Source organism: Candidatus Clostridium radicumherbarum, assembly GCF_045310525.1.
GTDB lineage: Bacteria > Bacillota > Clostridia > Clostridiales > Clostridiaceae > Clostridium_AT > Clostridium_AT radicumherbarum.
In genome coordinates, this window is record NZ_JBJHZY010000001.1 from 933,248 (window position 1) to 957,656 (window position 24,409).

General features: G+C 33.4%; 27 protein-coding genes. 22 read left to right on the forward strand and 5 right to left on the reverse strand.

All coding sequences use genetic code 11. From position 1 onward, the window contains the following. The first annotated feature begins 84 nt into the window (after positions 1 to 84). The 11 genes from ACJDUH_RS04515 to ACJDUH_RS04565 all read left to right on the forward strand — a co-directional run bounded on the left by ACJDUH_RS04515 (position 85) and on the right by ACJDUH_RS04565 (position 13,376). The gene (locus ACJDUH_RS04515) at positions 85 to 969 is read left to right on the forward strand and encodes a sulfide/dihydroorotate dehydrogenase-like FAD/NAD-binding protein (RefSeq protein WP_406763964.1); all 885 of its coding nucleotides are present in this window, start codon (positions 85 to 87) and stop codon (positions 967 to 969) included. 40 nt (positions 970 to 1,009) lie between these two features. Next, complete coding sequence (gene gltA / locus ACJDUH_RS04520) at positions 1,010 to 2,389, forward strand: NADPH-dependent glutamate synthase (RefSeq protein WP_406763965.1); 1,380 nt, start codon at positions 1,010 to 1,012, stop codon at positions 2,387 to 2,389. A gap of 489 nt (positions 2,390 to 2,878) precedes the next feature. After that, positions 2,879 to 4,531, forward strand: coding sequence for a peptide ABC transporter substrate-binding protein (locus tag ACJDUH_RS04525; RefSeq protein WP_406763966.1), 1,653 nt, complete (start codon positions 2,879 to 2,881; stop codon positions 4,529 to 4,531). A 153-nt stretch (positions 4,532 to 4,684) separates the two neighbouring features. After that, a complete protein-coding gene (locus ACJDUH_RS04530; RefSeq protein WP_406763967.1) occupies positions 4,685 to 5,623 on the forward strand; it encodes an ABC transporter permease in 939 nt (312 codons plus the stop codon). After that, positions 5,624 to 6,661, forward strand: coding sequence for an ABC transporter permease (locus tag ACJDUH_RS04535; protein ID WP_406763968.1), 1,038 nt, complete (start codon positions 5,624 to 5,626; stop codon positions 6,659 to 6,661). A gap of 12 nt (positions 6,662 to 6,673) precedes the next feature. Continuing rightward, the gene (locus ACJDUH_RS04540; protein ID WP_406763969.1) at positions 6,674 to 7,753 is read left to right on the forward strand and encodes an ABC transporter ATP-binding protein; all 1,080 of its coding nucleotides are present in this window, start codon (positions 6,674 to 6,676) and stop codon (positions 7,751 to 7,753) included. Beyond that, positions 7,743 to 8,672 carry an ABC transporter ATP-binding protein gene (locus tag ACJDUH_RS04545; RefSeq protein ID WP_406763970.1) on the forward strand — a complete coding sequence of 310 codons (930 nt, stop codon included), beginning with the start codon at positions 7,743 to 7,745 and terminating at the stop codon, positions 8,670 to 8,672. The genes ACJDUH_RS04540 and ACJDUH_RS04545 overlap by 11 nt, the downstream gene beginning before the upstream one ends. 204 nt (positions 8,673 to 8,876) lie before the next feature. Further along, entirely contained in the window at positions 8,877 to 9,569 is a 693-nt protein-coding gene (locus tag ACJDUH_RS04550) for a FadR/GntR family transcriptional regulator (protein ID WP_406763971.1), read from the forward strand. Positions 9,570 to 9,940: 371 nt separating this feature from the next. Beyond that, a complete protein-coding gene (locus ACJDUH_RS04555) occupies positions 9,941 to 10,729 on the forward strand; it encodes an electron transfer flavoprotein subunit beta/FixA family protein (protein WP_406763972.1) in 789 nt (262 codons plus the stop codon). A 51-nt stretch (positions 10,730 to 10,780) separates the two neighbouring features. Next, positions 10,781 to 11,986: an FAD-binding protein gene (locus tag ACJDUH_RS04560; protein ID WP_406763973.1), complete on the forward strand. Its 1,206-nt coding sequence runs from the start codon at positions 10,781 to 10,783 to the stop codon at positions 11,984 to 11,986. After that, complete coding sequence (locus tag ACJDUH_RS04565) at positions 11,976 to 13,376, forward strand: FAD-binding oxidoreductase (protein WP_406763974.1); 1,401 nt, start codon at positions 11,976 to 11,978, stop codon at positions 13,374 to 13,376. Before ACJDUH_RS04560 ends, ACJDUH_RS04565 begins: the two co-directional genes overlap by 11 nt. 119 nt (positions 13,377 to 13,495) lie before the next feature. On the opposite strand, the gene ACJDUH_RS04570 is transcribed toward ACJDUH_RS04565, so the two are convergent. The 3 genes from ACJDUH_RS04570 to ACJDUH_RS04580 all read right to left on the reverse strand — a co-directional run bounded on the left by ACJDUH_RS04570 (position 13,496) and on the right by ACJDUH_RS04580 (position 14,810). Further along, entirely contained in the window at positions 13,496 to 13,912 is a 417-nt protein-coding gene (locus ACJDUH_RS04570; protein WP_406763975.1) for a hypothetical protein, read from the reverse strand. A 219-nt stretch (positions 13,913 to 14,131) separates the two neighbouring features. Then, positions 14,132 to 14,272, reverse strand: a complete 141-nt coding sequence (locus ACJDUH_RS04575; protein ID WP_406763976.1) for a hypothetical protein — start codon at positions 14,270 to 14,272, stop codon at positions 14,132 to 14,134. Between the two features lie 220 nt (positions 14,273 to 14,492). Beyond that, positions 14,493 to 14,810, reverse strand: a complete 318-nt coding sequence (locus ACJDUH_RS04580) for a hypothetical protein (protein WP_406763977.1) — start codon at positions 14,808 to 14,810, stop codon at positions 14,493 to 14,495. 255 nt (positions 14,811 to 15,065) lie between these two features. Between ACJDUH_RS04580 and ACJDUH_RS04585 the strand changes: the two genes are divergently transcribed. From ACJDUH_RS04585 to ACJDUH_RS04630, 10 genes are all read left to right on the forward strand, one after another. Further along, positions 15,066 to 15,599, forward strand: coding sequence for a DUF1697 domain-containing protein (locus ACJDUH_RS04585; protein WP_406763978.1), 534 nt, complete (start codon positions 15,066 to 15,068; stop codon positions 15,597 to 15,599). A gap of 15 nt (positions 15,600 to 15,614) precedes the next feature. Then, on the forward strand, positions 15,615 to 16,073 hold the full coding sequence (msrB, locus tag ACJDUH_RS04590; RefSeq protein WP_406763979.1) for a peptide-methionine (R)-S-oxide reductase MsrB: 459 nt from the start codon (positions 15,615 to 15,617) through the stop codon (positions 16,071 to 16,073). A 142-nt stretch (positions 16,074 to 16,215) separates the two neighbouring features. After that, positions 16,216 to 16,536, forward strand: a complete 321-nt coding sequence (locus ACJDUH_RS04595; RefSeq protein WP_406763980.1) for a hypothetical protein — start codon at positions 16,216 to 16,218, stop codon at positions 16,534 to 16,536. A gap of 263 nt (positions 16,537 to 16,799) precedes the next feature. Further along, positions 16,800 to 17,372: a hypothetical protein gene (locus tag ACJDUH_RS04600; protein ID WP_406763981.1), complete on the forward strand. Its 573-nt coding sequence runs from the start codon at positions 16,800 to 16,802 to the stop codon at positions 17,370 to 17,372. A gap of 116 nt (positions 17,373 to 17,488) precedes the next feature. Beyond that, positions 17,489 to 17,875 carry a 4Fe-4S binding protein gene (locus ACJDUH_RS04605; protein WP_406763982.1) on the forward strand — a complete coding sequence of 129 codons (387 nt, stop codon included), beginning with the start codon at positions 17,489 to 17,491 and terminating at the stop codon, positions 17,873 to 17,875. 70 nt (positions 17,876 to 17,945) lie between these two features. Then, the gene (locus ACJDUH_RS04610) at positions 17,946 to 18,506 is read left to right on the forward strand and encodes a nitroreductase family protein (RefSeq protein WP_406763983.1); all 561 of its coding nucleotides are present in this window, start codon (positions 17,946 to 17,948) and stop codon (positions 18,504 to 18,506) included. Between the two features lie 200 nt (positions 18,507 to 18,706). Further along, on the forward strand, positions 18,707 to 19,348 hold the full coding sequence (locus ACJDUH_RS04615) for a uracil-DNA glycosylase (RefSeq protein ID WP_406763984.1): 642 nt from the start codon (positions 18,707 to 18,709) through the stop codon (positions 19,346 to 19,348). A 60-nt stretch (positions 19,349 to 19,408) separates the two neighbouring features. Next, complete coding sequence (gene nudC / locus ACJDUH_RS04620; protein ID WP_406763985.1) at positions 19,409 to 20,248, forward strand: NAD(+) diphosphatase; 840 nt, start codon at positions 19,409 to 19,411, stop codon at positions 20,246 to 20,248. 148 nt (positions 20,249 to 20,396) lie between these two features. Continuing rightward, entirely contained in the window at positions 20,397 to 20,591 is a 195-nt protein-coding gene (locus ACJDUH_RS04625; RefSeq protein ID WP_406763986.1) for a YwbE family protein, read from the forward strand. Between the two features lie 34 nt (positions 20,592 to 20,625). Continuing rightward, positions 20,626 to 21,114, forward strand: coding sequence for a UPF0158 family protein (locus tag ACJDUH_RS04630; RefSeq protein WP_406763987.1), 489 nt, complete (start codon positions 20,626 to 20,628; stop codon positions 21,112 to 21,114). A gap of 239 nt (positions 21,115 to 21,353) precedes the next feature. Here ACJDUH_RS04630 and ACJDUH_RS04635 read toward each other — a convergent pair whose 3' ends face one another. Next, entirely contained in the window at positions 21,354 to 21,974 is a 621-nt protein-coding gene (locus ACJDUH_RS04635; RefSeq protein WP_406763988.1) for a response regulator, read from the reverse strand. A gap of 28 nt (positions 21,975 to 22,002) precedes the next feature. Then, positions 22,003 to 23,064, reverse strand: a complete 1,062-nt coding sequence (locus ACJDUH_RS04640) for a sensor histidine kinase (RefSeq protein WP_406763989.1) — start codon at positions 23,062 to 23,064, stop codon at positions 22,003 to 22,005. 192 nt (positions 23,065 to 23,256) lie between these two features. Between ACJDUH_RS04640 and ACJDUH_RS04645 the strand changes: the two genes are divergently transcribed. Next, complete coding sequence (locus ACJDUH_RS04645; RefSeq protein WP_406763990.1) at positions 23,257 to 24,189, forward strand: ABC transporter ATP-binding protein; 933 nt, start codon at positions 23,257 to 23,259, stop codon at positions 24,187 to 24,189. Positions 24,190 to 24,409 lie beyond the last annotated feature (220 nt).

Sequence of the window (24,409 nt, forward strand, 5' to 3'; positions counted from 1 at the left end):
AAAACTATTGAGAACTAATTTTGAAAATTGACTCTTAATAGTTTATTACCATTTATTCGCAAATCAAATTATGGAGGAATATATATGTTCGAAATAGTAAAGAAGACAGTTTTAGCTAATCAGATATATTTGATGGAAATAAAAGCACCAAGAATAGCTAACTCAGCTAATCCAGGACAATTTTTAATTGTGAAAATGGATGAAAAGGGTGAAAGAATTCCCTTAACAATATGTGATTATGATAAGGAAAAAGGTACTGTAACAATAGTTTTTCAAACTGTAGGTAACTCTACCAATGAAATGGCAGATTATGAAGAAGGAGGATTCTTTACTGATGTGGTTGGACCCCTTGGAACTCACTCAGAATTTGTAAATGAAGAGGCAGAAGCTTTAAAAAAGAAAAAAGTAATTTTTATTGCCGGCGGTGTAGGAACTGCCCCGGTATATCCACAGGTTAAATGGTTATCAGAGCATGGAGTAAAGGCAGATGTAATAATAGGAGCAAAAACTAAGGATCTAGTTATCTTAGAGGAGAAAATGAAGGCAGTAGCAGGAGAGGTATATGTTGCAACTGATGATGGTTCCTATGGCTATAAAGGACTTGTAACTAATTTATTAAAGGAACTTGTAGAAAAGCAAGGGAAAAAATATGATGAGGTTATTGCTATTGGTCCAATGATAATGATGAAGTTCGTTTCAAGGCTAACAGAAGAATTAAATTTAAAAACTATAGTAAGCCTGAACACCTTAATGGTGGATGGAACAGGAATGTGTGGAGCATGTAGAGTCACAGTAGGCGGAAAGATTAAGTTTGCTTGTGTAGACGGACCTGAATTTGATGGACATCTTGTAAATTTTGATGAGGCTATGAGAAGACAAACTATGTATAAATCTGAAGAAGCAAAATCTGAATTTAAAAAAGAACATGCAAATGAAGGCGGTCATAAATGCAGCTGTGATGCAGTGTAACTTAAAATATATTGACATATACAATATGGAGGAAGTAAATATGGATAGAATGAAGAGAGTGCCAGTATTGGAACAAGATCCAAATCTAAGAAGAGCAAACTTTGATGAGGTATGCTTAGGTTATACAGAAGAAGAAGCTGTAGCCGAAGCTTCAAGATGCTTAAGCTGTAAGAAGCCCTTGTGTGTTACAAAGTGTCCAGTTACAATTAGTATTCCAGAATTTATACAATATATAAAAAACAGAGAATTTGAGGAAGCTGCAAAGGTTATTGCAAGATCAAGTGCACTTCCTGCAGTATGCGGAAGAGTTTGTCCGCAGGAAACTCAATGTGAAGGAAAATGTGTGCTTGGCATAAAAGGCGAAGCAGTAGCAATTGGAAAACTAGAAAGGTTTATAGCTGATTGGTCTAGAGAAAACAATGTTGATTTGTCCGAAACTTTGCCTAGTAACGGCAAGAAAGTTGCAATTATTGGAAGCGGCCCTGCTGGACTCACCTGTGCAGGAGATTTAGCAAAGCTTGGCTATCAAGTTGATATATTCGAAGCTCTGCATGAGCCTGGGGGAGTTTTAGTTTATGGTATTCCAGAGTTTAGACTGCCCAAAAACACCGTTGTTAAGCATGAAGTAGAAAATGTTAAAAAATTAGGTGTAAATATTGAAACAGATGTAATTATTGGAAAGACATTAACTATAGATGAGCTTATAGAAAATGAGCATTACGATGCAGTTTTTATTGGTTCAGGAGCAGGACTGCCGAAATTTATGGGTATCCCTGGAGAAAATCTAAATGGTGTTTTCTCAGCAAACGAATTTTTAACTAGAAATAATTTAATGAAGGCCTATAGAGAGGATTATTCCACTCCCATAAAAGTAGGAAAGAAGGCGGCTGTAGTTGGTGGAGGAAATGTTGCAATGGATGCTGCAAGAACTGCTTTAAGACTTGGAGCTGAGGTTCACATAGTATATAGAAGAAGTGAAAATGAACTTCCTGCTAGAGCTGAAGAAGTTCATCATGCAAAAGAAGAGGGAATTATCTTTGACCTTCTGACAAATCCAACAGAAATAGTAGCTGATGATAATGGATGGGTTAAAGGAATGAAATGTGTAAAGATGGAACTAAGTGAGCCTGATGCATCAGGCAGAAGAAAACCTGTAGAAATTCCTAATACTGAGTATTTTCAGGAATTTGATACAATAATCATGTCACTTGGAACATCACCAAACCCGCTAATTGCTTCCACAACAAAGGAACTTGATATAGACAAGAGAAAATGCATTGTTGCTGAAGAGGAAACAGGACAAACTACAAAGGAAAAAGTATTCGCTGGTGGAGATGCTGTCACTGGAGCTGCCACAGTAATATTAGCAATGGGAGCAGGAAAGAGAGCTGCTGAAGCTATTCACAAGATGCTCTCTTAAATTAAATCTAAAACACAGGCGATTTTATAAGGCTTATTAGTATTTAAGAGTTAAACCTAGAAAATGATTTATATTTTCTAGGTTTTTTATGTGAAATGATTTGTGTAATTATGAATACTAAATTATAAAATCAGTTTATGATATTAAATATGCAATATTGTACTTCGTGAATGAAAATACATACAATCCTTCATAAACTGCAAGATTATAAACTAGTAAATTCAATAATGAATTCAAAAATTCAATAAATCTACAATTGAATTTTTGTGATAACGTATTCATATGCGCTGATATGAGCCAATTTGATAAAATTAATTAAAAGAGGAAACAATGAAAATATAAATTGCAAAATATTTTAAATTTCATTCATTTTTTCAAAAAATGATATTGACAATATTCAAAATTGCATTTATTATTATTTATAAAATACGAGTCACGGTTAATACATAGGACTTTTGTATTTTATTTGACATAATTGGAGGGGGTAAAATGAATAGTATTAAGAAGATTGTGTCTCTGGCCATGGTAATGGCTATGACAGTCAGCTTAACAGCTTGCGGTGGGGGAAAAACTGCAAGTACAGGTGCTGCTGGAGACACATCAAAAGCTTCAGGACAAACTCTGAAGGCTCAATTAGATGTTGAAGTGGCATCAATGGATCCTCAAGTTGCAACAGACGGTACTTCGTTTGAAGTTATTGCAGATGTTACAGAAGGCTTATATTCTCTTGACAAGGTAGGTTCACCAGTTTTGGCCTTAGCAAAGGATGCAAAGAAAAGTGCTGATGGACTAACTTATACCTTTACACTAAAGGATGCTAAATGGTCAAATGGTACGCCTGTAACAGCAAAAGACTTTGTATTTGCCTGGAGACGTCTTGTTGATCCAAAAACAGCCAGTGAATATGCTTTTATAGCTGGTGTAGCAGGTATTAAAAATGCAGATGATATTGCTGCAGGCAAAAAGAAAATAGAAGAATTAGGTGTAACAGCTAAAGATGATAAAACTCTGGTAGTAGAACTATCACATCCAGTTACCTTCTTTGAATCATTAATGGCTTTTCCTTCTTTCCTTCCAGTAAATGAGGCATTTTGTAAACAAGCTGGAGGTAAATTTGCAACCTCACCTGATACTATTTTAAGCAATGGTCCATTTAAAATTAAATCCTATGAACCAGCTGCAACGTCAATAGCACTTGAAAAGAATCCGGATTACTGGGATGCAGCAGAAGTTAAACTTGGGGGTATTCAATATCAGGTAATAAAAGATGCACAGCAAGCTATGCTTTCCTATAAAAATGGAGATGTAGATGTTGCTAATCTTCAAGGAGAACAAGTAGATCAGTTTAAAGCTGATCCAGAATTCCATACAATTCAAGAGGGCTATTTATGGTATATTTCTCCTAACCAAAAGGTTGCCGGACTAGAAAACTTAAATCTACGTATGGCATTAGCATTATCCTATGATAAGAAGGCAATAGTTGACAACATATTGAAGGATGGTTCTACTCCAGCAGACTTTGCAATACCTGCTTTACTAGCAACAGGTCCTGACAAAAAAGACTTCCGTGCTACTACTGGAACTTATCTTTCTACTGATAAAGCAAAAGCTGTAGATTACTTCAACAAAGCAAAACAGGAACTAGGGAAAAGTTCCTTCACATATACTTTAATTGTTGAGGATACAGAATCTGCTCAAAATGTAGCTCAATTTATTCAGTCAGAAATTCAAAACACTCTTAAAGGCGTTACTATAAAAATTGAAACTATGCCTAAGAAAAATAGACTTGAAAGGATGAGACAAGGTCAATATGACTTAGGCTTAACTAGATGGGGACCAGATTATGCAGATCCAATGACTTATTTAGATATGTGGATTACAGGAGCATCTAACAATTCTGGCAAATGGTCTAATGCTGAATATGATGCTATCATTAAATCTGCAAAAGATGGAGAGCTTTCTCTAAATCCTGAAAAGAGATGGGAAGCATTAAAGAAGGCTGAAGGAATGGTAATGGATCAAGCAGTAATATTTCCAGTATATCAAAAAGGAAGTGCTGTTTTGATAAAGAAAAATGTTTCTGGAGTAGAGTACCATTCGGTTGGTATACCTAGAATTTTAAAAAATGCCTCAAAAAATTAAAACTTTATAACCATTATTATTTATTACAGTGGTTAGCTTATAACCACTGTAATTTCTTTAGAGGTTAAAGTCCTAAATGGACTTTAACGAGTTATTTGCGAGTGGGAACGAGTAAGTTAAATTACTCAGTGTTCCGACGAAAGGAGGAAAAGGTTGAAAAAGTATTTACTTAAGAGAATCGCAGTTTCCATAGCTACGTTACTTGTAATTTTATTGATATTATTCTTAATGCTTCAGTTTATGCCAGGTTCACCATTTAATGATGAAAAATTATCAGCAGATCAAATTGCATTATTAAATGCAAAGTATGGGTTAGATAAATCAGTACTTATAAGATTTATAACCTATGTTAAAAATATGCTTACAGGAGACTTTGGTGTTTCTTATTCCATTTCAAAAAACACCCCTATTTCATCTCTGCTTCAAACAAGGCTGCCAATATCACTGCAGATTGGGGGACAATCAGTCTTACTAGGAACTATAATTGGACTAATTTTAGGAATAATTGCCGCCTTAAAGCACAATACAATTTGGGATACTCTTACTACAGTAATTTCAGTAATAGGTGTGAGCCTGCCTTCCTATGTATTTGCACTTGCTTTATCTTATTCTTTAGGGTACAAACTTAAGTTGTTTCCATTATTATATTCAAACGACATACCATTTAAATCCTCAACCCTTCCAACTGTGGCATTATGTATGTTTACAATTGCCACAATAGCTCGTTTTACAAGGACGGAAATGCTTGAGGTGCTGGATTCGGATTATATACTATTAGCAGAAAGTAAAGGAATTAGCGGCTTTAAGCTGATTTTTAGACATGAATTAAGAAATGCCTTAATCCCAATTATTACAGTGTTAGCACCTCTAGTGGTTGGACTCATGACAGGAAGTCTAGTTATTGAAAAGATATTTTCAATTCCTGGAATAGGAAGTCTTTTAGTAACTGCCATACAATCCAATGATTATAACGTTATCGTAGCATTAGCCTTTATATATAGTGCAATGTATATTGGTATTATGCTTGTAGTAGATGTGCTGTATGGTATTATTGACCCAAGAATTAGACTGGCAAAGGAGGTTAATAGCTAAATGGAGTTTTTAGATAATGATTTTGAATTAGTCGGTGAGGAAAATTTGGCTCATGTTGATAACAACTATGCTAGTCAACCATTCTTTAAGGATGTTTTAAATCGATTTAAAAAGAATAAAGGGGCTATAATAGGTTTAGTTTGTATTATATTGATTACATTTATGGCCATTATCGGAGTAGGGCTTAGTGGACATACCTATGATTCACAAATTATATCACAGCAAAATCTTGCACCGAGAATTCCAGGACTTGAGAAACTGGGAATCTTTAATGGAAGTGAAAAGCTGCAGACATCCACAGGAGTAGTTAAAGTAAATAAATATATATCTTCAGATGGGAAGAAAACAGGACTTGAAAATGTGTATTATTGGTTTGGATCTGATATTTTAGGTAGAGATATTTTTACTAGGACCTGGATGGGAACTCGAATTTCACTTTATATCGCATTTATTGCTGTACTAATAGATATGGTTATTGGTTTAAGCTATGGACTTATATCTGGATATTTTGGGGGAGCAATTGACAATGCTATGCAGCGTTTTGCTGAAATATTAAACGGTATTCCAAATCTAGTAGTTGTAACACTTTTAATTTTAATTTTAAAGCCTGGATTATTAACAATTACCTTTTCTATTATGATTACAGGATGGATAGGCATGAGTCGTATTGCAAGAGCCCAAATGCTGAAATTAAAAGAACAAGAATTTATACTGGCTTCAAGAACCTTAGGAGCAAAAGATTTCTTTATAATATTTAAAGAAATTCTTCCGAATATATTGGGACAAGTTATTACAAACACCATGTTTTCAATACCTAATGCCATATTTACAGAGGCATTTTTAGCCTTCATCGGACTTGGCGTACCAGCTCCAATGGCTTCTTTAGGGTCACTTATAAGTGATTCCTTTAAGTCCTTTACAACACATCCATACATGATAGTACCTCCAGTAGTGGTGCTTGCAATATTAATGTTAAGTTTTAACATGCTGGCTGATGGCATACGTGATGCCTTTGATCCAAAGATGAAAGAGATGTAGGAGGTTTTATAAATGGGAAATGAAAAAGTATTATCAATTAGAGATTTATCTATTTCCTTTAAAACCTCAATGGGTAAGGTAAATGCTATCCGTGGGGTGAAATTGGATTTATATAAAGGAGAGACCTTGGCTATTGTTGGTGAAAGCGGCAGCGGTAAATCAGTTACAATGAAAGCAGCAATGGGCATATTAAGCAGCAACGAGGAAATAAATTCTGGTTCTATAAAATTTTCATATTATAGAGATAAGGAAAAGGTTGAGGTAGATATTTTAAAGCTATCTAAGAAGGAAATGAGAACAAGAATTAATGGAAAGCGTATAGCAATGATATTCCAAGACCCTATGACTTCTTTAAATCCAACCATGAACATAGGGGCTCAAATTATGGAGGGTATGATTTGGCATTATAAAACCCATAAAAAAGAAGCTTATAAAAAAGCAGTAGAATTATTAGAACTTGTGGGTATTACGGATGCAGAGAAACGTATGAAAAACTACCCTCACCAGCTTTCAGGAGGAATGAGGCAAAGAGTAGTTATTGCTATAGCACTTGCTTGTAATCCGGATTTGTTAATCTGTGATGAACCAACAACTGCCTTAGATGTAACCATACAAGCTAAAATATTAGAGCTTATAAAAGATATTCAAAAGAAGTTGAATATTTCTGTTATATATATTACACATGACTTAGGTGTAGTAGCAAAGGTAGCTGATTATGTGGCTGTTATGTATGCTGGAAAAATAGTGGAAAAAGGCACAATAGATGATATATTCTATGATCCGAGACATCCTTATACTTGGGGACTCTTGTCAGCAATGCCTGATTTAGATACAAAAGACGATAAGCTTTATACAATACCAGGAACGCCTCCAAATCTAGCTTGTAAAGTTGAAGGAGATGCTTTTGCTCCAAGAAACATATATGCCTTAAAAATAGATAGCCGCATGGAACCCCCAATGTTTAAAATTTCAGATACCCATTACGCTGCAACTTGGCTTATGCATGAAAAAGCACCTAAGGTGGAAATGCCAGCCGAGCTTAAAACCAGAGTAGACAGAATGCTAAGGGAGGCTAAAGAAAATGGAAGATAAAAAGCCTTTACTGGAAGTAAAAGATTTAAAACAATACTTTAAAATAAGCAGGAAATTTACTGTAAAAGCTGTAAATGGAGTTTCTTTTGAAATATATCCAGGGGAAACTTATGGTCTTGTTGGAGAATCTGGAAGCGGTAAATCTACTATTGGACGTTCTATAATTAGGCTTTATGATCCAACAACAGGTACAATAAATTTTGATGGAGTGGACATCACCCATAAATTATCTGAAAAGGAAAACAAGCATTTGAGAATTAACATGCAGATGATTTTCCAAGATCCTATGGCCTGCTTAAATCCTCGTAAAAAGGTATTAGATATTGTTGCTCAAGGATTAGATATTCATCATTTATATGAGAGCAAAGAAGAACGACAAGAAAAGGTATATAATATTCTTGAAAAGGTTGGACTTTCAAAAGAACATGCCTCAAGATATCCTCATCAGTTTTCTGGTGGTCAAAGGCAGCGTATAGGAATAGCTAGAGCTCTTATTATGAACCCAAAGCTAATTATTGCAGATGAAGCTATTAGTGCCTTAGATGTATCTATTCAAGCACAGGTTGTAAATTTAATGAAGGATATACAAAAGGAAACAAATACTGCATTATTATTTATTGCTCATGATTTATCAATGGTTAAATATATTTCCAACAGGATTGGAGTACTTCATTTAGGACATTTGCTCGAAACTGGAACAACTGATGAAATATTCTCAAATCCAATCCACCCATATACAAGGTCTTTATTATCTGCTATTCCACATCCAAACCCAATTGTGGAGAAAGCAAGGATATCTGAGTCCTATGATTATGAAGCTAGTGGAATAGATTACACAAAAGGAGTAAATCAGCATGTTGATGGAACCCATTATGTGCTGGCAACTGAAGAAGAATTTAATAATTGGATAAGAAAATGAAGAGCTCAGATTGAGAGCTTTTCATTTTTTTATAAAGAGGCTATTTACGCCTTTTTTAAATTGTAAGGTTATTTTGATTAATGACAATAAATTAATAAAGTAATACTAACTACTATTTATGCATTTAGTAATATTTTATATGTTATAATAGAAAAAATGAATATGTAACTATAATTTTATTTACAGGATTTTAAAGGAGAAATTATGTTTACGCCAATTAAAAGCACAAAGGTATATGAGCAGGTAGTTCAACAAATTAAACAGATGATTATAGATGGAACTTTAAAAAAGGGAGATAAGCTTCCTACTGAAAGAGAACTATCAGAGCAGCTTCAGGTAAGCAGGGCTTCTATAAGAGAGGCTATAAAGTCACTGGAGGTTATTGGACTTCTTGAAGCAAGGCAGGGAGCAGGCAATTACATAAAGGAAAACTTTGATCAGGTTTTATTTGAGCCTATATCTATGATATTTATGCTGGAAAGCAGAAATCCTAATGAGATTGTTGAGCTTAGAGAGGGACTGGAACTTGAAGCCGCAGCCTTAGCTGCTAAAAATATTGACAAGGCAGAACTTGAAGAAATAAGACTTTTAGTAGATAAAATTAAAAATAGCGAAGATGAGGAAATTACTGCAGCTTATGATAAAAGCTTTCATTATGCCATAGCTAAAGCCTCCAAAAATGTTTTAATTATGAGTGTACTTAATGTTATTTCAAGTTTAATCGATGAAGTTATAATAGATTCTAGAAAGAAAATTCTATCTGTACAAGATAACAAGGAAAAGCTAAATAATCAGCATGAAATGATTTATATTTCTTTAAAAGATGGAAATGAAAGTGAAGCCTATGAGGCAATGAAGGGACATTTTAAGCTGATTAAGGACTATTATTGTATTTAGAATTTAAAATTAATAAGAAATTAGGAAGAAAATCTCTTTGGGGATTTTCTTTTTTATTAAAAATTAAATGTTTGATAAAAAAATAACAAAATTATCTTGTAAACGATATTATCTATAATATATTTTTCAAATAAATTTATGAAAGCTTTAATTTAGAAGGTGTCTCGAAGGAGCTGAAAAAAATTAGATGTTAATAAAATAACTATTGTAGAAATGTTCAGATAATAATGCTAGTATAAAATTAATAAATTGGTAATACCATCATACCATATTGTAAGATATATTTTATAAATACTTTAAAGTATATATTATATAGATCTAAATTATTATTTTACTGTAACACCACTTGAATTTTGGGAGGAAGGATAGCATTGAATATTATAGTTTGTATTAAACAGGTGCCTGGCACCACAAAGGTAGAAGTAGATCCAGTTACTGGAGTTTTAAAAAGAGATGGAATAGATTCTAAAATGAATCCCTATGACCTATATGCCCTTGAAACTGCAGTAAGACTTAAGGAACAAACAGGTGGAAGAGTTAAGGTTATAAGCATGGGACCTCCTCAAGCTAAGGAAATAATTAAAGAAGCTTTTACCATGGGAGCAGATGAAGGTATGCTTATATCTGACAGAAAATTTGCAGGGGCTGATGTACTAGCTACCTCCTATACAATATCTCAAGGAATAAAAAAGCTTGGTGACTATGATATTATAATCTGCGGAAAACAGACTACTGATGGAGATACAGCTCAGGTTGGCCCAGAAATGGCTGAGTATTTAAATATACCTCATATAGCTAATGTAAGGAAAATAGAAGAATTGAATAAAGAATCCATGATAGTTGAAATGGACATGGGAGACACCATTGAAGTTTCTGAGATAAAATTTCCTTGCTTAATAACAGTAGACAAAGGAATATTTGAGCCAAGACTTCCCTCTTATAAAAAGAAGCTTTCTACTAAAGATAGAGAAATTACGGTAATTAGCTTTAAGGATTTAGAAGATCAGGATGAAAAAAAATATGGATTAAATGGTTCACCTACGCAGGTTGAAAGAATCTTCCCGCCGGATATAAATAATGACCGTGAAATGTGGTCAGGAGATGCTGAGGAATTAAGTGATAAAATTATGGATAAGCTTAAGGCTTTAAAGCTTGTGTAAGTGCATAAAAATAAAAATGCACAGACTAAGGCGTATTAGGAGGTAAGTTTGATGGGAATGTTAATTGTTAATCAAAATAAAATTACAAATGCAGAAGAACTTGTTAAAATATGCCCCTTTGGAGCAATAGAAAAAAGTGAACAGGGGATTACAATAAATGCTGGCTGCAAAATGTGCAAGCTCTGTGTAAAAAAGGGACCAACTGGTGCTGTAGAATTTGTGGAAGAGGAAGTAAAATCAATAGACAAAAATAAGTGGAAGGGTATAGCAGTTTTTGTAGACCATTTAGAAGGCGATATTCATCCTGTTACCTTGGAACTAATAGGCAAGGCTAAAGAGCTTGCTGCAAAGATTAATCAGAAGGTATATTGTGTATTTATGGGCTATGATATTACTCCAAAGGCAGATGAACTGCTTCATTATGGAGTAGATGAGGTTGCAGTTTATGATTATTGTGAGCTTAAGCATTTTACAATAGAGCCATATGCTGCAGTATTTGAGGACTTTGTAAATAAATATAAACCTGCAGCTATATTGGTAGGTGCTACAACAGTAGGACGCTCCTTAGCTCCTAGACTAGCTGCTAGATTTAGAACAGGACTTACAGCAGACTGTACAGTACTGGACATGAAGGAAAATACAGACCTAGTGCAAATAAGACCAGCCTTTGGTGGAAATATAATGGCACAAATAGCTACTCCAAACAGCAGACCACAGCTTGCTACAGTTAGATACAAGGTAATGACTGCACCAGAAAGAAACAGGAAAACATCAGGTAATATAACTATTTGCAGCTTAGAGAAAGAAAAGCTAACTTCAAATATTAATGTGCTAAAGGTTATTCCAAAGGTTAAAGAAAGAGGTATTTCAGATGCAGAAATAATTGTAGCTGCAGGAAGAGGCGTGAAGTCAGAAAAGGATCTTGAAATGATTAAGGAGCTTGCAGAAATTTTAGGAGCAGAACTAGCTGCAACAAGACCTTTAATTGAAGCAGGCTGGGTAGATGCTAAGAGACAGGTAGGCTTAAGCGGAAGAACAGTTAGACCAAGGCTTATAATAACCTGCGGAGTATCAGGAGCAGTTCAATTTACAGCAGGTATGAACAACTCAGAATATATCTTTGCTATAAACAAAGATGAAAAGGCTCCTATTTTTAAGACGGCTCACTATGGAATAGTTGGAGATATTTATGAAATAGTACCTAAATTAATTGAGGAAATTAAGCAGGGAAAGGAGATTTTTCATAATGCAATATAAGAAAATTGATGCAGCAGACATAGAATATATTGTATCTGTTATAAATGATAAAGAAAGAGTATTTGTAGGGGAAGAAATAAATGAGGATTACAGCCACGATGAATTAGGTGCTGTTAAAAAGATGCCTGAAATAGTAGTTAAGGTATTAGAAACTAAAGAAGTTTCAAAAATAATGAAATATGCCTATGAACACAGCATCCCCGTAACTCCAAGGGGTTCAGGGACAGGCCTTGTAGGTGCTGCAGTACCTATTCATGGTGGAATAGTTATAGATTTAAGTGCCATGAATAAAATACTTGAAATAGATGAAGAAAACTTAACATTAACTGTAGAGCCTGGAGTTCTTCTTATGGAAATATTAAAATTTGTACAGGAGCATGATTTATTCTATCCTCCAGATCCAGGTGAAAAAACAGCCACTATAGGGGGAAACATAAATACTAATGCAGGCGGTATGAGAGCAGTAAAATATGGGGTTACAAGGGATTATGTAAGAGGACTGGAAGTTGTTCTTCCTAATGGAGAAATCTTAGAGCTTGGAGGCAAGGTGGTTAAAAACAGCTCAGGCTACAGCATTAAAGATCTTATAGTAGGCTCAGAAGGAACCTTAGGTATAATTACAAAGGCTGTACTAAGACTGCTGCCGCTTCCAAAAAAAGCTGTAAGTTTACTAATTCCTTTTCCAAGCCTTGAATCAGCTATTGAAACTGTACCAAAAATAATAAAATCTAAATCTGTACCAACAGCTATAGAATTCATGCAAAGGTCAGCCATTGTTGCTGCAGAAGAATTTTTAGGTAAAAAATTCCCTGACAGCAGCTCTGATGCATACTTGCTTCTGACCTTTGACGGCAACAGCAAGGAAGAAATTGAAGCAAACTATGAAAATGTAGCAAATATATGTCTAGAAGCAGGAGCACTAGATGTATTTATATCAGACACTGAAGAAAGACAGGAATCCATCTGGTCTGCAAGAGGAGCCTTCCTTGAGGCAATAAAAGCTTCCACTACAGAAATGGACGAGGTAGACGTGGTAGTTCCAAGAAACAAAGTGGCGGAATTCATTAAGTTTACTCATGAGCTGGAAAAGGAATTTAATATAAGAATAAGAAGCTTTGGACATGCAGGCGACGGAAATCTTCACATCTATATTTTAAGAGATGCATTAGATGAGGAAACTTGGAAGAAAAAGCTTTTAGAAGTTATGGAATATATGTATAAAAGAGGAAGAGAGCTAAATGGACAAGTATCAGGAGAGCACGGCATAGGCTTTGCCAAGAGGCCATACCTTAAGGAATCACTTGCACCAGAATTAATTACAGTAATGAAGGGAATTAAGATGGCCTTTGATCCAAAGAACATACTTAATCCGGGTAAGGTCTGTAACTAGTATTAATTCTATTATATTAGAAACATAAAAAGCAAAAGTCGTATTTAAAAAGTGCGGCTTTTGCTTTTTTATTTACTTATGCCGTAATTATGGCGACTCTATTAAATTTTATATTGCTTTTATTGTGCAAGCAATGAACCAGAAATAGTGGCATTAGCTACTGCACCAGGTGTTTGAGGAGCAGGTATTCCTTGTGCTCTTAAAGAAGCTTCAATAAGAAGTGCCCAATAGGATAAAATTCCTGCTATAAGAGCAGTAGATGAACTAATAAGCTTTAGGTTATTTGCGAAGGTAGTAACTCCGGGGGCAATCTGCTGTTCATTAGCTTCTTGAATTGCTGCTATTTTAATTAAATAGTTTGAAGCAAGACCTATTGTAGCTGCAATAATATAAATACTATCTTTTTTAGATGTAACCCTGTTTAAATTGTTAATTACTGAAGAAATTAAAATTAATTCACTTGCTAATGCTGCTGTATTTGCTGATCTAGCAGTTGGAGCTGGATTAGGCCTTGGGTTTGCTGCGTTTGTCTCCACTAGGCGCCCCCTTTTTGATTATTATCTATTATATTATTATATTTAGTATGTAATCTATTGGATACAATAATAAAGCTGTCTTTAAAACAAATAAGCACTAGAGCAATTTCTAATAAAAAGCCCTAGTGCCTATATTTTTTTAGTTTTAAATTCTAGCATTTAAGAATCTCCTTAAAATAGTATTGTACATTGGACTAATCCCTGCCTTCCATAATTTATTTAGAATAATCCTTTAGTAATACTTATTACACAAAAATCGCTAACTTTTCCTTCTGAATCTATACACATCATTGGCTTTTCGCTGAAGCTTGATAAAATCTTTTTTGCTTTACTTTCTTTCTTAACTTTATTTGATTTCATAAAATCAACTCCTTTAATGATTATTATGAATTTTTGTTACTATTATAATATAATATTATTTTAATATTGTCAATATTATTTATTAAATAATATTTATTATTATTTATATGTTAAAATATTAATTTATAAACTTATGTGAAATATAATAATTCATTACAGCCAAATAAGATAATTGCTTTGGAAAAATCATAAAAAGAAGGAGTCTAAAACTCCTTCTTATCTATAAGGCTATCATTCTATGCTCATTACTAATCCTGAAAGTATGAATAAATTTATGGACGTTGCATCTACATTCTATATCCTTAGGGTCTAAACAGCACTTCATTTTAACTATAAGCTCTACTGCTTCATCTTTAGTCAAACCTATTCTTCTAAAAGGTTTACCGCCTACTTTTGCACTTATATTCTCGTAAAAATAATACTTATTGCATTTTTCACAAAAGGTAATATAAGAACGTTTTGGATCTCCCATAGAATTTGTATTTACTATACCAGTAACAAATTTGTCTTCAGAACCACAAGCAGAGCATTTATACATATTTTTTCCCCCTTATTTATTGACATGGATTGTTACAAAAATAACAATGTGCTATACTACTAAAAGAATAATACAGCATAAAGGCTATTTATTTATAATATATGCTATACATATATAAAAATCAAGTGAAATATTCAGAAAATTTAAAAAATAAACTTGATTTTGTTTTAATAAATAACTAGGCAGTTTAATTAATTTAAAAAGAGTAATATAATTATCTTCAATGAGAGAATAAAAATAAGGAGAGGATTTTAATTGAAGTATATTGCTTTTCTTAGGGGAATAAATGTAAGCGGCAAAAATAGCATAAAAATGGCAGCTTTAAAAGCTATGTTTCAGACTCTAGGCTTCAATAATGTAGAAACGTACATCCAAAGCGGTAATGTGATTTTTGAATTCGATGCTTGCGATACAGTGAGTTTAGAAGTAAAAATTAAAGAAGAGATAGATAAAACCTTTGGATTTCATGTAGAGACAATTGTACGTACAATGGAAGAACTAATAAATATAATAAGCAATAATCCATTACTTGTAGAAGCTAACATAGAAATCGATAAGCTCCATGTAACTTTATTGCTTAATAAGCCAGAAGAAGCTATAGAATCTTTAAATTTAAAGAAGGAAGAAAATGAGAAATACATAATTCGAGGGAAAGAGATTTACTTATATTGCCCTAATGGGTATGGAAATACTAAATTGAATAATACTATCTTAGAGAAAAAATTGAAGGTTGCTGCTACAACAAGAAATTGGAAGACAATGAATAAGCTTCTGGAAATGATGAAATAAATAAGGAGTGTTCCTATGGCACAAAATTATAATAAGCCAAGCAAAGAAGAACTAAAAGAAAAGCTTAATGAGCTGCAGTACAAGGTTACACAGGAAAATGAAACAGAAATGCCCTATAGAAATACCTATGATAATCATTTCGAAAAAGGTATATATGTGGACATTGTATCTGGTGAACCTCTTTTTTCCTCAACAGATAAATATAATTCCGGCTGTGGCTGGCCTGCATTTACAAAACCTATAAGCAGAGAGTTTATAAAGGAAAAATCTGATTTCGGCTATAATATGCATAGAATTGAAGTTAGAAGTAAAAATGCTGACTCTCATCTAGGCCACGTTTTTAATGATGGACCTATGAAAGAAGGCGGCTTGAGGTATTGTATCAATTCTGCAGCTTTAAGGTTTATTCCTTTGAATAAAATGAAGGAAGAGGGTTATGAGGAATATATTCCATTAGTAGAAAATAAAAAATAGATTTAAGCGAAAGAATCTATAGATATAAACAGGATTATATCTATAGGTCTTCTCTATTTTTATAATTTAAAATTAATTTGCTTTAGTATAGGACCATATAAGATATATAAACATATACTGATATATTAGAGGTGATGTTTATATGAGCAAATTAAGAGTTATGTTTTTTAAGAAAGGCTATATAGAGCCATTATATACTGTAAAGGACATATCTGAGAGAAGTGTGAAGGAACAAAAAGAACTACTTCCTGTAGAACGGGGCTATGAGGACTTAGATACTGCTGCTGATGCGGTAATTATAGACATGTATATGAATTCTGATAAATTAGAGCTTAAGGATGGACTTTATAAAATAAACAGCAGAAGGTTTAAAGCAACTGAGCCCAGAGCATTATGGATAGAGGTGGAACTGCTGGAAACCTGGGAAAGAAAATCTGTAAGACAAAGAAAAGGAAAAGAGTAACATGAATCAAAAAGGCTTTAGCTATTTCTAGAGCCTTATTTTATTTATATATAAATTTTATTCTAAATTTAGTAAATAGGAAAAAATTAGATTTCTAGATATGAATGAAACTAGCGATTATATAATGACACAGCCCTTTGAATTACCAGGCTTTTGCATAATCATAAATCTTAAGTAATAGATTATATTATGGGAATTTTTAACATCAAAATACAAATTAAAAATTACTTAAATTTATTAATGTTGAAGGGAAAATAAAAGCTATGGACAAAAATAATAGGGTTGAGTTAAAAATTCTTAAGATAATACTTTTAATTTACATTACATTGTGCATAATAATAGCCGGATTAAATTATGGCTATTCAAGCCATGCTGCTCCACAAGCATCGGCATTTATAAATTGGCTTTGGCTTTTTTATGAAAACTGGGTAAAAACCTTGTTTATAATTATAGGAAGTTTCCTTACTATTAGAGTTATTGGAACGTCTAAAAGAACATTGATGAGGAAAAGAAACTTAATTGGCTTTATCACTGCAGCTTTAATCGTGCATATAACTGCACCAATTCTTCTTCATAATGAAGAACTTTATTTTTTCACAATGCCTCTGCCCTGGACAACAACTCCCATTCAGCTTTTATTTTCTAAAGCACCCTTTTATATGAGTCGCTTTTCAATTTGGGGTGCTGATGGCATATCTGCAGCTCTCATATTTTATCTTTGCTACAGTATAATTGTCTTAGCTGGAACCTTATTATTTGGAAGGCGCTGGCAATGCTCCACAATATGTTTATTTAATGGTTTTCTTCAGAAGTATTTGACCCTGCAATTCCGCTGATAGGGAAAGATAAGAAATTAACTTCTAAGGGACTTAAGGTTTTTTCTCTAATAAGATGGGCATTACTTTTATTTTCTTTATTTTTTAACTTATGGTGGATTATGCTTCTGTCAGGTATGGAATTAACAAGCGGTGTTCAGATAATCAGTAAAATTGAAAATTATAAATATCTTAGCTCAGAACTTTTGGCTGCAATGTTTTTCTGGGTTGCATTTATTGGAAGGGGTTATTGCTATTATTGTCCATTAGGAACAGTGTTAGCTTTCTTTGGGAAAATTGCTGGGCAGGAAATTGTTACAAATAAGTTTAAATGCATACAATGCAGCCAATGCAATTTAGCCTGCCCAATGTCCATAGACATTAAGATTAAGGCTAAAGAAGGGAAGGCTGTAAGCAGCAATCGTTGTGTAGGATGCTGCCACTGTGTGGATGCTTGCCCTACAAGAACACTGGATTATTCAACAAAATATTTAAAGTGGAGGATCAATAAAAGAGAAAATTGATACTATTATAATTATAAAATAGTGATAAAATAATAATATTAAAAGTTTCAGTATTATGGAGGTAAAACAATTGAACGAAACATTACAAATTATAAGAAACAGAAGAAGCATAAGAGCTTTTAAAAATGAACAAATTAAAGAGGAAGAGCTAAATGAAATTATAGAAGCTGCTATATATGCACCAAGTGCTTCAAATAAACAACCTTGGCACTTTACTGTGGTTCAAAACAAGGAACTTCTTGATTTACTAAATAAAAGCTTCAAGGAGCTAGCAAAAAAATCAGACAATGATTATATTAAAAGAGTTGGTGATAATGAAAATTATCATGTGTTTTACAATGCACCAACTGTAATAATAGTCTCTGGGGATGAAAATAACAATTATGCAGCTGTTGACACAGCAGCAGCTGTAGAAAACATGCTTTTAGCTGCAGAAGCACAAGGTATTGGTGGCTGCTGGATTGGATTTATAGCTTATGTATTTAATAGTGAAGAAGGTAGGGAATTTTCTAAGAAATTAGGAATTCCAGAAGGTTATAAGCAAATACATGCCGCAGCCCTTGGTTACAAAAAAATTAATAGAACAATTGCACCAGCAAGAAAAGAAAACTCAGTAAATTACATAAGGTAAAAGACAATATGCTTTAATAATAATTTAATATAAAAGGATTTGTGTAAATTCAAACCTAGCAGGTATAATTATATCTTCTAGGTTTTCTTTTTCTGTAAATTAGAGATGTACTTATCCTTAGGCAAATTGTTACAAAGCATTACTATATTAATGTGATATAATATTATTTAGCAGTTTAACAATACAAAGGGATTGATTTTATGAAAAGTAAATTAAAGGATTTTGTAGAAGAACTGGCTATGACAGAGGTAACTAAAAATGTTTATAACCAGTATTCCTATGAAATTGAAGAAAATGAGATAAGAAGAAAAAATCTTCTAGTATACCTTGAGTATATGCATAAACAAAAACCAGAAGTTCTACTTGTTGGTGAGGCTCCGGGATATAGAGGCTGCAGGTTAACAGGAGTTCCATTTACAAGTGAATACCTTCTTATGAATAATATGAAGGGAATGAAGGTTTTTGGAAGAGAGGCAGGATATAGATTGGCCTCAAATAAGGAGAAGCTACTTAAAGAAGCTACTTCCACAATAATATGGGATACTATAGTAAAATATAATATAATGTCCTTAGGGTGGAATGCCTTCCCCTTTCATCCACATAAGGAAGGTAACTTTGAAAGTAATAGAACTCCACTAAAAGCTGAACTTGCCATAGGAGAAAAGCCGCTTATAAAAATAATTGAGATCTATAATATAAGAAAGATTGTAGCAGTGGGCACGAAGGCTGAACTTACACTTGCAAAACTAAATATTAGCTGCTTAAAGGTAAGACACCCTGCTCAGGGCGGTAAAAATGAATTTGTAGAGGGATTAAGAAGAATAAAAAGCATGGAACTATAATTTATATGAAGTTAAAAGAAATGCTAATAGAAAAAAGATATTTAAGGAGCAGATATCGTAATGAATAGAGAAAGTATTTATAAAAATTATATACCAGCTCTTAAAGCTGAACATGAGATTAAAGCTGGCTGCCTTTGGTTTATATTCTATTTGGATAAGCTATTGGTTGAAAATAATGACAATAGGATTAACATTCCTTATGCAAACAGCCTGAAGGAATTAAATATCATTCCTGTTAGAAAACAATATCTAGGAACTTTTAAAGGGCACCCTTGTTATTCTGTAGAAGTATCACAAAATACAGCTGAATTTGGTGAAATGTCTTTAATTGGCCTTCGTGAATTATATGGACTTGTAGAAGAGGACATGTTTCTTCTAGCTGGTAAGGCACTTCAAATAGTTAATTGGGATAAAACTCATCAGTTCTGCGGGAGCTGCGGAACTGAAACCTATACTTTGGAGGGTGAAAGAGCTAAGAAGTGTCCTAAGTGCGGTCATTTAAGCTATCCAGTAATTTGTCCAGCAGTAATAACTGCAGTTATGAAGGATAACAAAATTCTTTTGGCACATAATCGTAATTTTAAGGGAAATATGTATGGTCTTATTGCAGGTTTTGTTGAGGCTGGAGAAACACTTGAGGAATGCGTTGCTAGAGAAATAAAGGAGGAAGTTGGACTAAAGGTTAAGGAAATAAAGTACATTGAAAGCCAACCTTGGCCCTTTCCTAATTCCTTGATGCTTGGTTTTACAGCGCAATATGAAAGTGGAGAAATAGCTGTAGACGGAATAGAAATAGACGATGCAAAGTGGTTTGACGTAAATACCCTTCCAGGTCTTCCTTCAGAAATCAGTATTGCTAGGAAAATTATTGATTGGTATATAGATAAATTCAAAGAATAGTAGATAATATTAGATACACGGGAGGGATTTTATTCTGCAATATATAAAACTGCCTAGAATAGGGCTTTATTGCTATTGAATAAAAGAAAATTTATTAAAATATAATGAGGAAATTGAATTTTGCAGTAGAAAGGTAATAGAAAAAAATATGGATGGAACTAATAGAGCAAATATAAAAATAGGATCAAAGGTTTTGGTTGTACAAAAGCAAGATCAACGGACAGGCAAGCTAACAGAAGGAATTGTAAAAAGAATACTTACAAATTCACCAAATCATCATCGTGGTATAAAGGTTATGCTGGAAGATGGTATTGTGGGAAGGGTGCAGGAATTAAAACTATAAAGGTAATAAAAAATAATAAGGAGCTAAAACTTTAATGAAAAAACTTAAAATAGATTTAGAATTACTTTACCAATCCTTTATGTTCGAAAATGAAGATTTATGTAAGGAATACCTTGACACTAATACAGGGGAGATAATAAATATTCCCGAGGAAATATTTAAAGTTACATCAGGTAAAGCAGATGAGAAGGATTTAGATGATTGGCAGATGGAACTTTTGGAAGAAGCCTATGCTGTTGCAGAAGATAAAATGGGACGATACATATTAATACAAAATATAGACATTTCCTACTTAAACGGGGCAATTGAAAATTTTGTTGAGCACAATATAGCTTCTGAGGATTTAAAGAATAAGCTTTTAAACGTACTCTATGAAGAAAACCCATTGAGAAGTTTTAAAAATGTACTAAGTGATTACCCAGAAGAAATAGATCAATGGTATGATTATGAAGAGCAAAAGGGAAAAGAATATGTTATAGACTGGCTTAGAGAAAGAAACATTCAAATAGTATATCCTATTTAGATGCTGCTATCTACTCACCAAGTGCTCAAATAAACAGCCTTGGAACTTTACAGTAATTCAGAACAAAGAACTTCTTAACTTGCTTAATAATAGCTTCAAGGAGATAGCAAAGAAATCTGACAATGATTATATTAAAAGAGTTGCTGAAAATAAAAACTTTCGTGTAGAGCAAATTAGGAGTTCAAAAATGAACTCCTAATTTTTCTTTATATAGCAATCATCCTATTTTCATTACTAGTTTATTTATTTTTATAATAGAAAACAGCAAGCTGAGTTCTGTCTCTTAAGTTCAACTTTTCTAAAATGGTAGTTAAACTGTTTCTAACGGTGCCCTCGCTTAAAAACAGTTTACTTGCTATTTCTTTATTGTTAAGTCCTTCTGCGAGAGCGGTAATAATTTCTAGTTCCTTTTCAGTAATACCAAAGGCTGAAAAATCGCTTTTATTGATGCTGTTTATTAGAGATGGAATTTTGGTAACAATAGCCTCGCCAAAAACGCTTTGTCCAATATATACTGCCTCTAATGAGGGTACAATACTTTCGAAATTCTGCTTAATAATATAGCCCTTAGCACCAATCTTCAGTGCTTTAATTATATATTCATTATCTGAAAATGTAGTTAGAAATAGTATTTTTGCGTTTTTGTCACTTCTTAAAATTGCCTCTGCTGCCGCTAGCCCTGTCATAGTTTCCATTCGAATATCCATTAGTAAAATATCTGGTTTTAAACTATCATAAAGCTCAATAGCTTCCTTTCCATTGCAGCCAAGACCAACAACGGAAATACGGCCATCTGCTTCTAATATAGTTTTCAGGGAAACGCAGACTAATTTATCATCATCAACCACTACTACTCTCATATTATCTCACCTCATTCTCTCGAAATACTTACTTTTTCGGTATTGAAATAAAGATTCTAAACCCTTTGTTTGTACTGACATTAATGTTGCCCCCTATAGAAGCCACTCTGTCAGTCATGTTTTTTACTCCTATACCATTTTCACTATCATAGCTGCTTTGTGTACCATTGTCTTCAATAACCAATTGATAAAGTGCAGGATGTTCCCTAATTGTTACAGATGCATTGGTGGCATTAGAATGCTTTGATATGTTTGACAAAGCTTCCTTTGCTACTGCAATAAAGCAGTATTTAATATTCTTATCTATATTTGTTTCAACTTCATAATCAAATTTCACAGGGCAAAATTCAAAGCTATGTAATAATTTCTCTAATTCAGTTTGAAGGTCAATTGCTTTCTCATGCAAATCATGTACGCTGGCACGTATGCTGTCCATGGCTTCTGAAAGGGTATTTTTTATTAAAGACAAGCTTTCTTTTGTAGTTTCATCTTTATTGATAGCAAGCAGTGCACCAATTTGTAATATGGATCTAGAAAGTAAATGTCCCACATTATCATGAATATCCCTTGCTATTCTGTTTCGTTCGCTTAAGGTTGCAAGATTTATTTCATAGTCTTGTTTTTCTAGAAGCTCCTTATTTTGTTTTTCAAGCTGCATTGATATTTCCTTAGCATTATCACGAAGTTTACGATATTCTTTTTCCATATTTTGAAGAGTAATAGTACGGAATTTTAAAATATAGGAGGCCATAATAAGGGCTGCAATTAACCAATTAGAGATGAAGAGAGTCTGACTATTATCATATATAAGCGGCAGGAAGGCTAATACCCATATCCATTGCATTTTAAGAAATATTACGTCATAACACAAAACAGGAATAAAAAATAATAAAGCTGGTTTAAAAAAGCAAAGAATTATATAAACAGCAAATACAGCTATTGTAATAGGTTCATTTTCCAAGTAGCTCAAGAATGCACTTAGGATTATGGCAATTAGAATTGGTACAATCATGTATAGGTTATCTGCATTAGGTATATATATTACTGAGCAAATAACAAAAATAATAAGTTTATCAATTAACTTTTTCATTTTACTACCAACCTTTATTTGTAAAAATAGTAATCACATATAAATACTAGCACGTTATATTACAGTTCTCAAGCGTATTGTTACATTTGTCATGGTGAGCTTGGAATATAATCACTTAAAAATTACCATTAAATTTATTATGATTAATATATGTAAGGTAAGCTTTGTTATATCAATTATGGGAGGTTACTTATGGTAATAAAGGTAAAAAATCTAGTAAAAAGATATGCTGATTTAGTAGCTTTGGATCATTTAAACTTAGAAGTAGAAGAAGGAGAAATCTTCGGCCTTTTAGGTCCTAACGGTTCAGGTAAAACTACTGCAATAAATTGTATATTATCACTGTTAAAATATGACAAAGGAACTATAGAAGTTTATGGCAAACCTATGTCACCAGATGCTTATGATATTAAGCGTAATATAGGTATAATCATGCAGAATGTTGCAGTTTTCGAGGAATTGAATGTTTATGAAAACATTGATTATTTCTGTGGAATGTACATTACAGACAAAATAAAGCGTCGTGAACTTGTTGAGGAAGCTATTGATTTTGTCGGACTTAATGATTACAGAAAGTTTTATCCTAAGAAGCTAAGCGGTGGCTTACTTAGAAGGTTAAATATAGCTTGCGGTATTACACATAAGCCCAAACTAATTATCCTGGATGAACCAACAGTTGCAGTTGATCCTCAAAGCCGAAATAATATATTGGAAGGAATACAAAGGCTTAATAAAGAGGGAGCCACAATTGTGTACACTTCACACTATATGGAGGAAGTTGAACAAATCTGCACCAGGATCGCCATTATGGATAAAGGAAAGATAATAGCTACAGGCACCAATGAAGAACTAAAAGGTATGATAAATTCTGGTGAAAAACTTACAGTTGAAATTTTTAAATTCGATAAAAGTATTTTAGAGGGTATTAAAAATCTTCCACATATAATCTCTGCAGAGCTTAATGGCAATTTGCTTGTGGCCAAATCCAGCAGAGGTAAAAACAATCTAGTTGCACTCTTGGACTTTTTCAAATTAAAGAATGTTTCAGTTGGTAAGATATACTCTGAGCCACCTACCTTAAATGATGTATTCCTAGAAATAACAGGTAAAGAGCTTAGAGATTAGAATGCTCGGCTAAAGGAGGTTAAAGTCCTAAATGGACTTTAACGGGCAATCTACGAGTGGCAACGAGTGCGTCAGATTGCCCAGTGGGCGCAGCCAAAGTCCTAAATGGACTTTAACGGGCAATCTACGAGTGGCAACGAGTACGTCAGATTGCCCAGTGGGCGCAGCCAAAGTCCTAAATGGACTTTAACGGGCAATCTACGAGTGGCAACGAGTACGT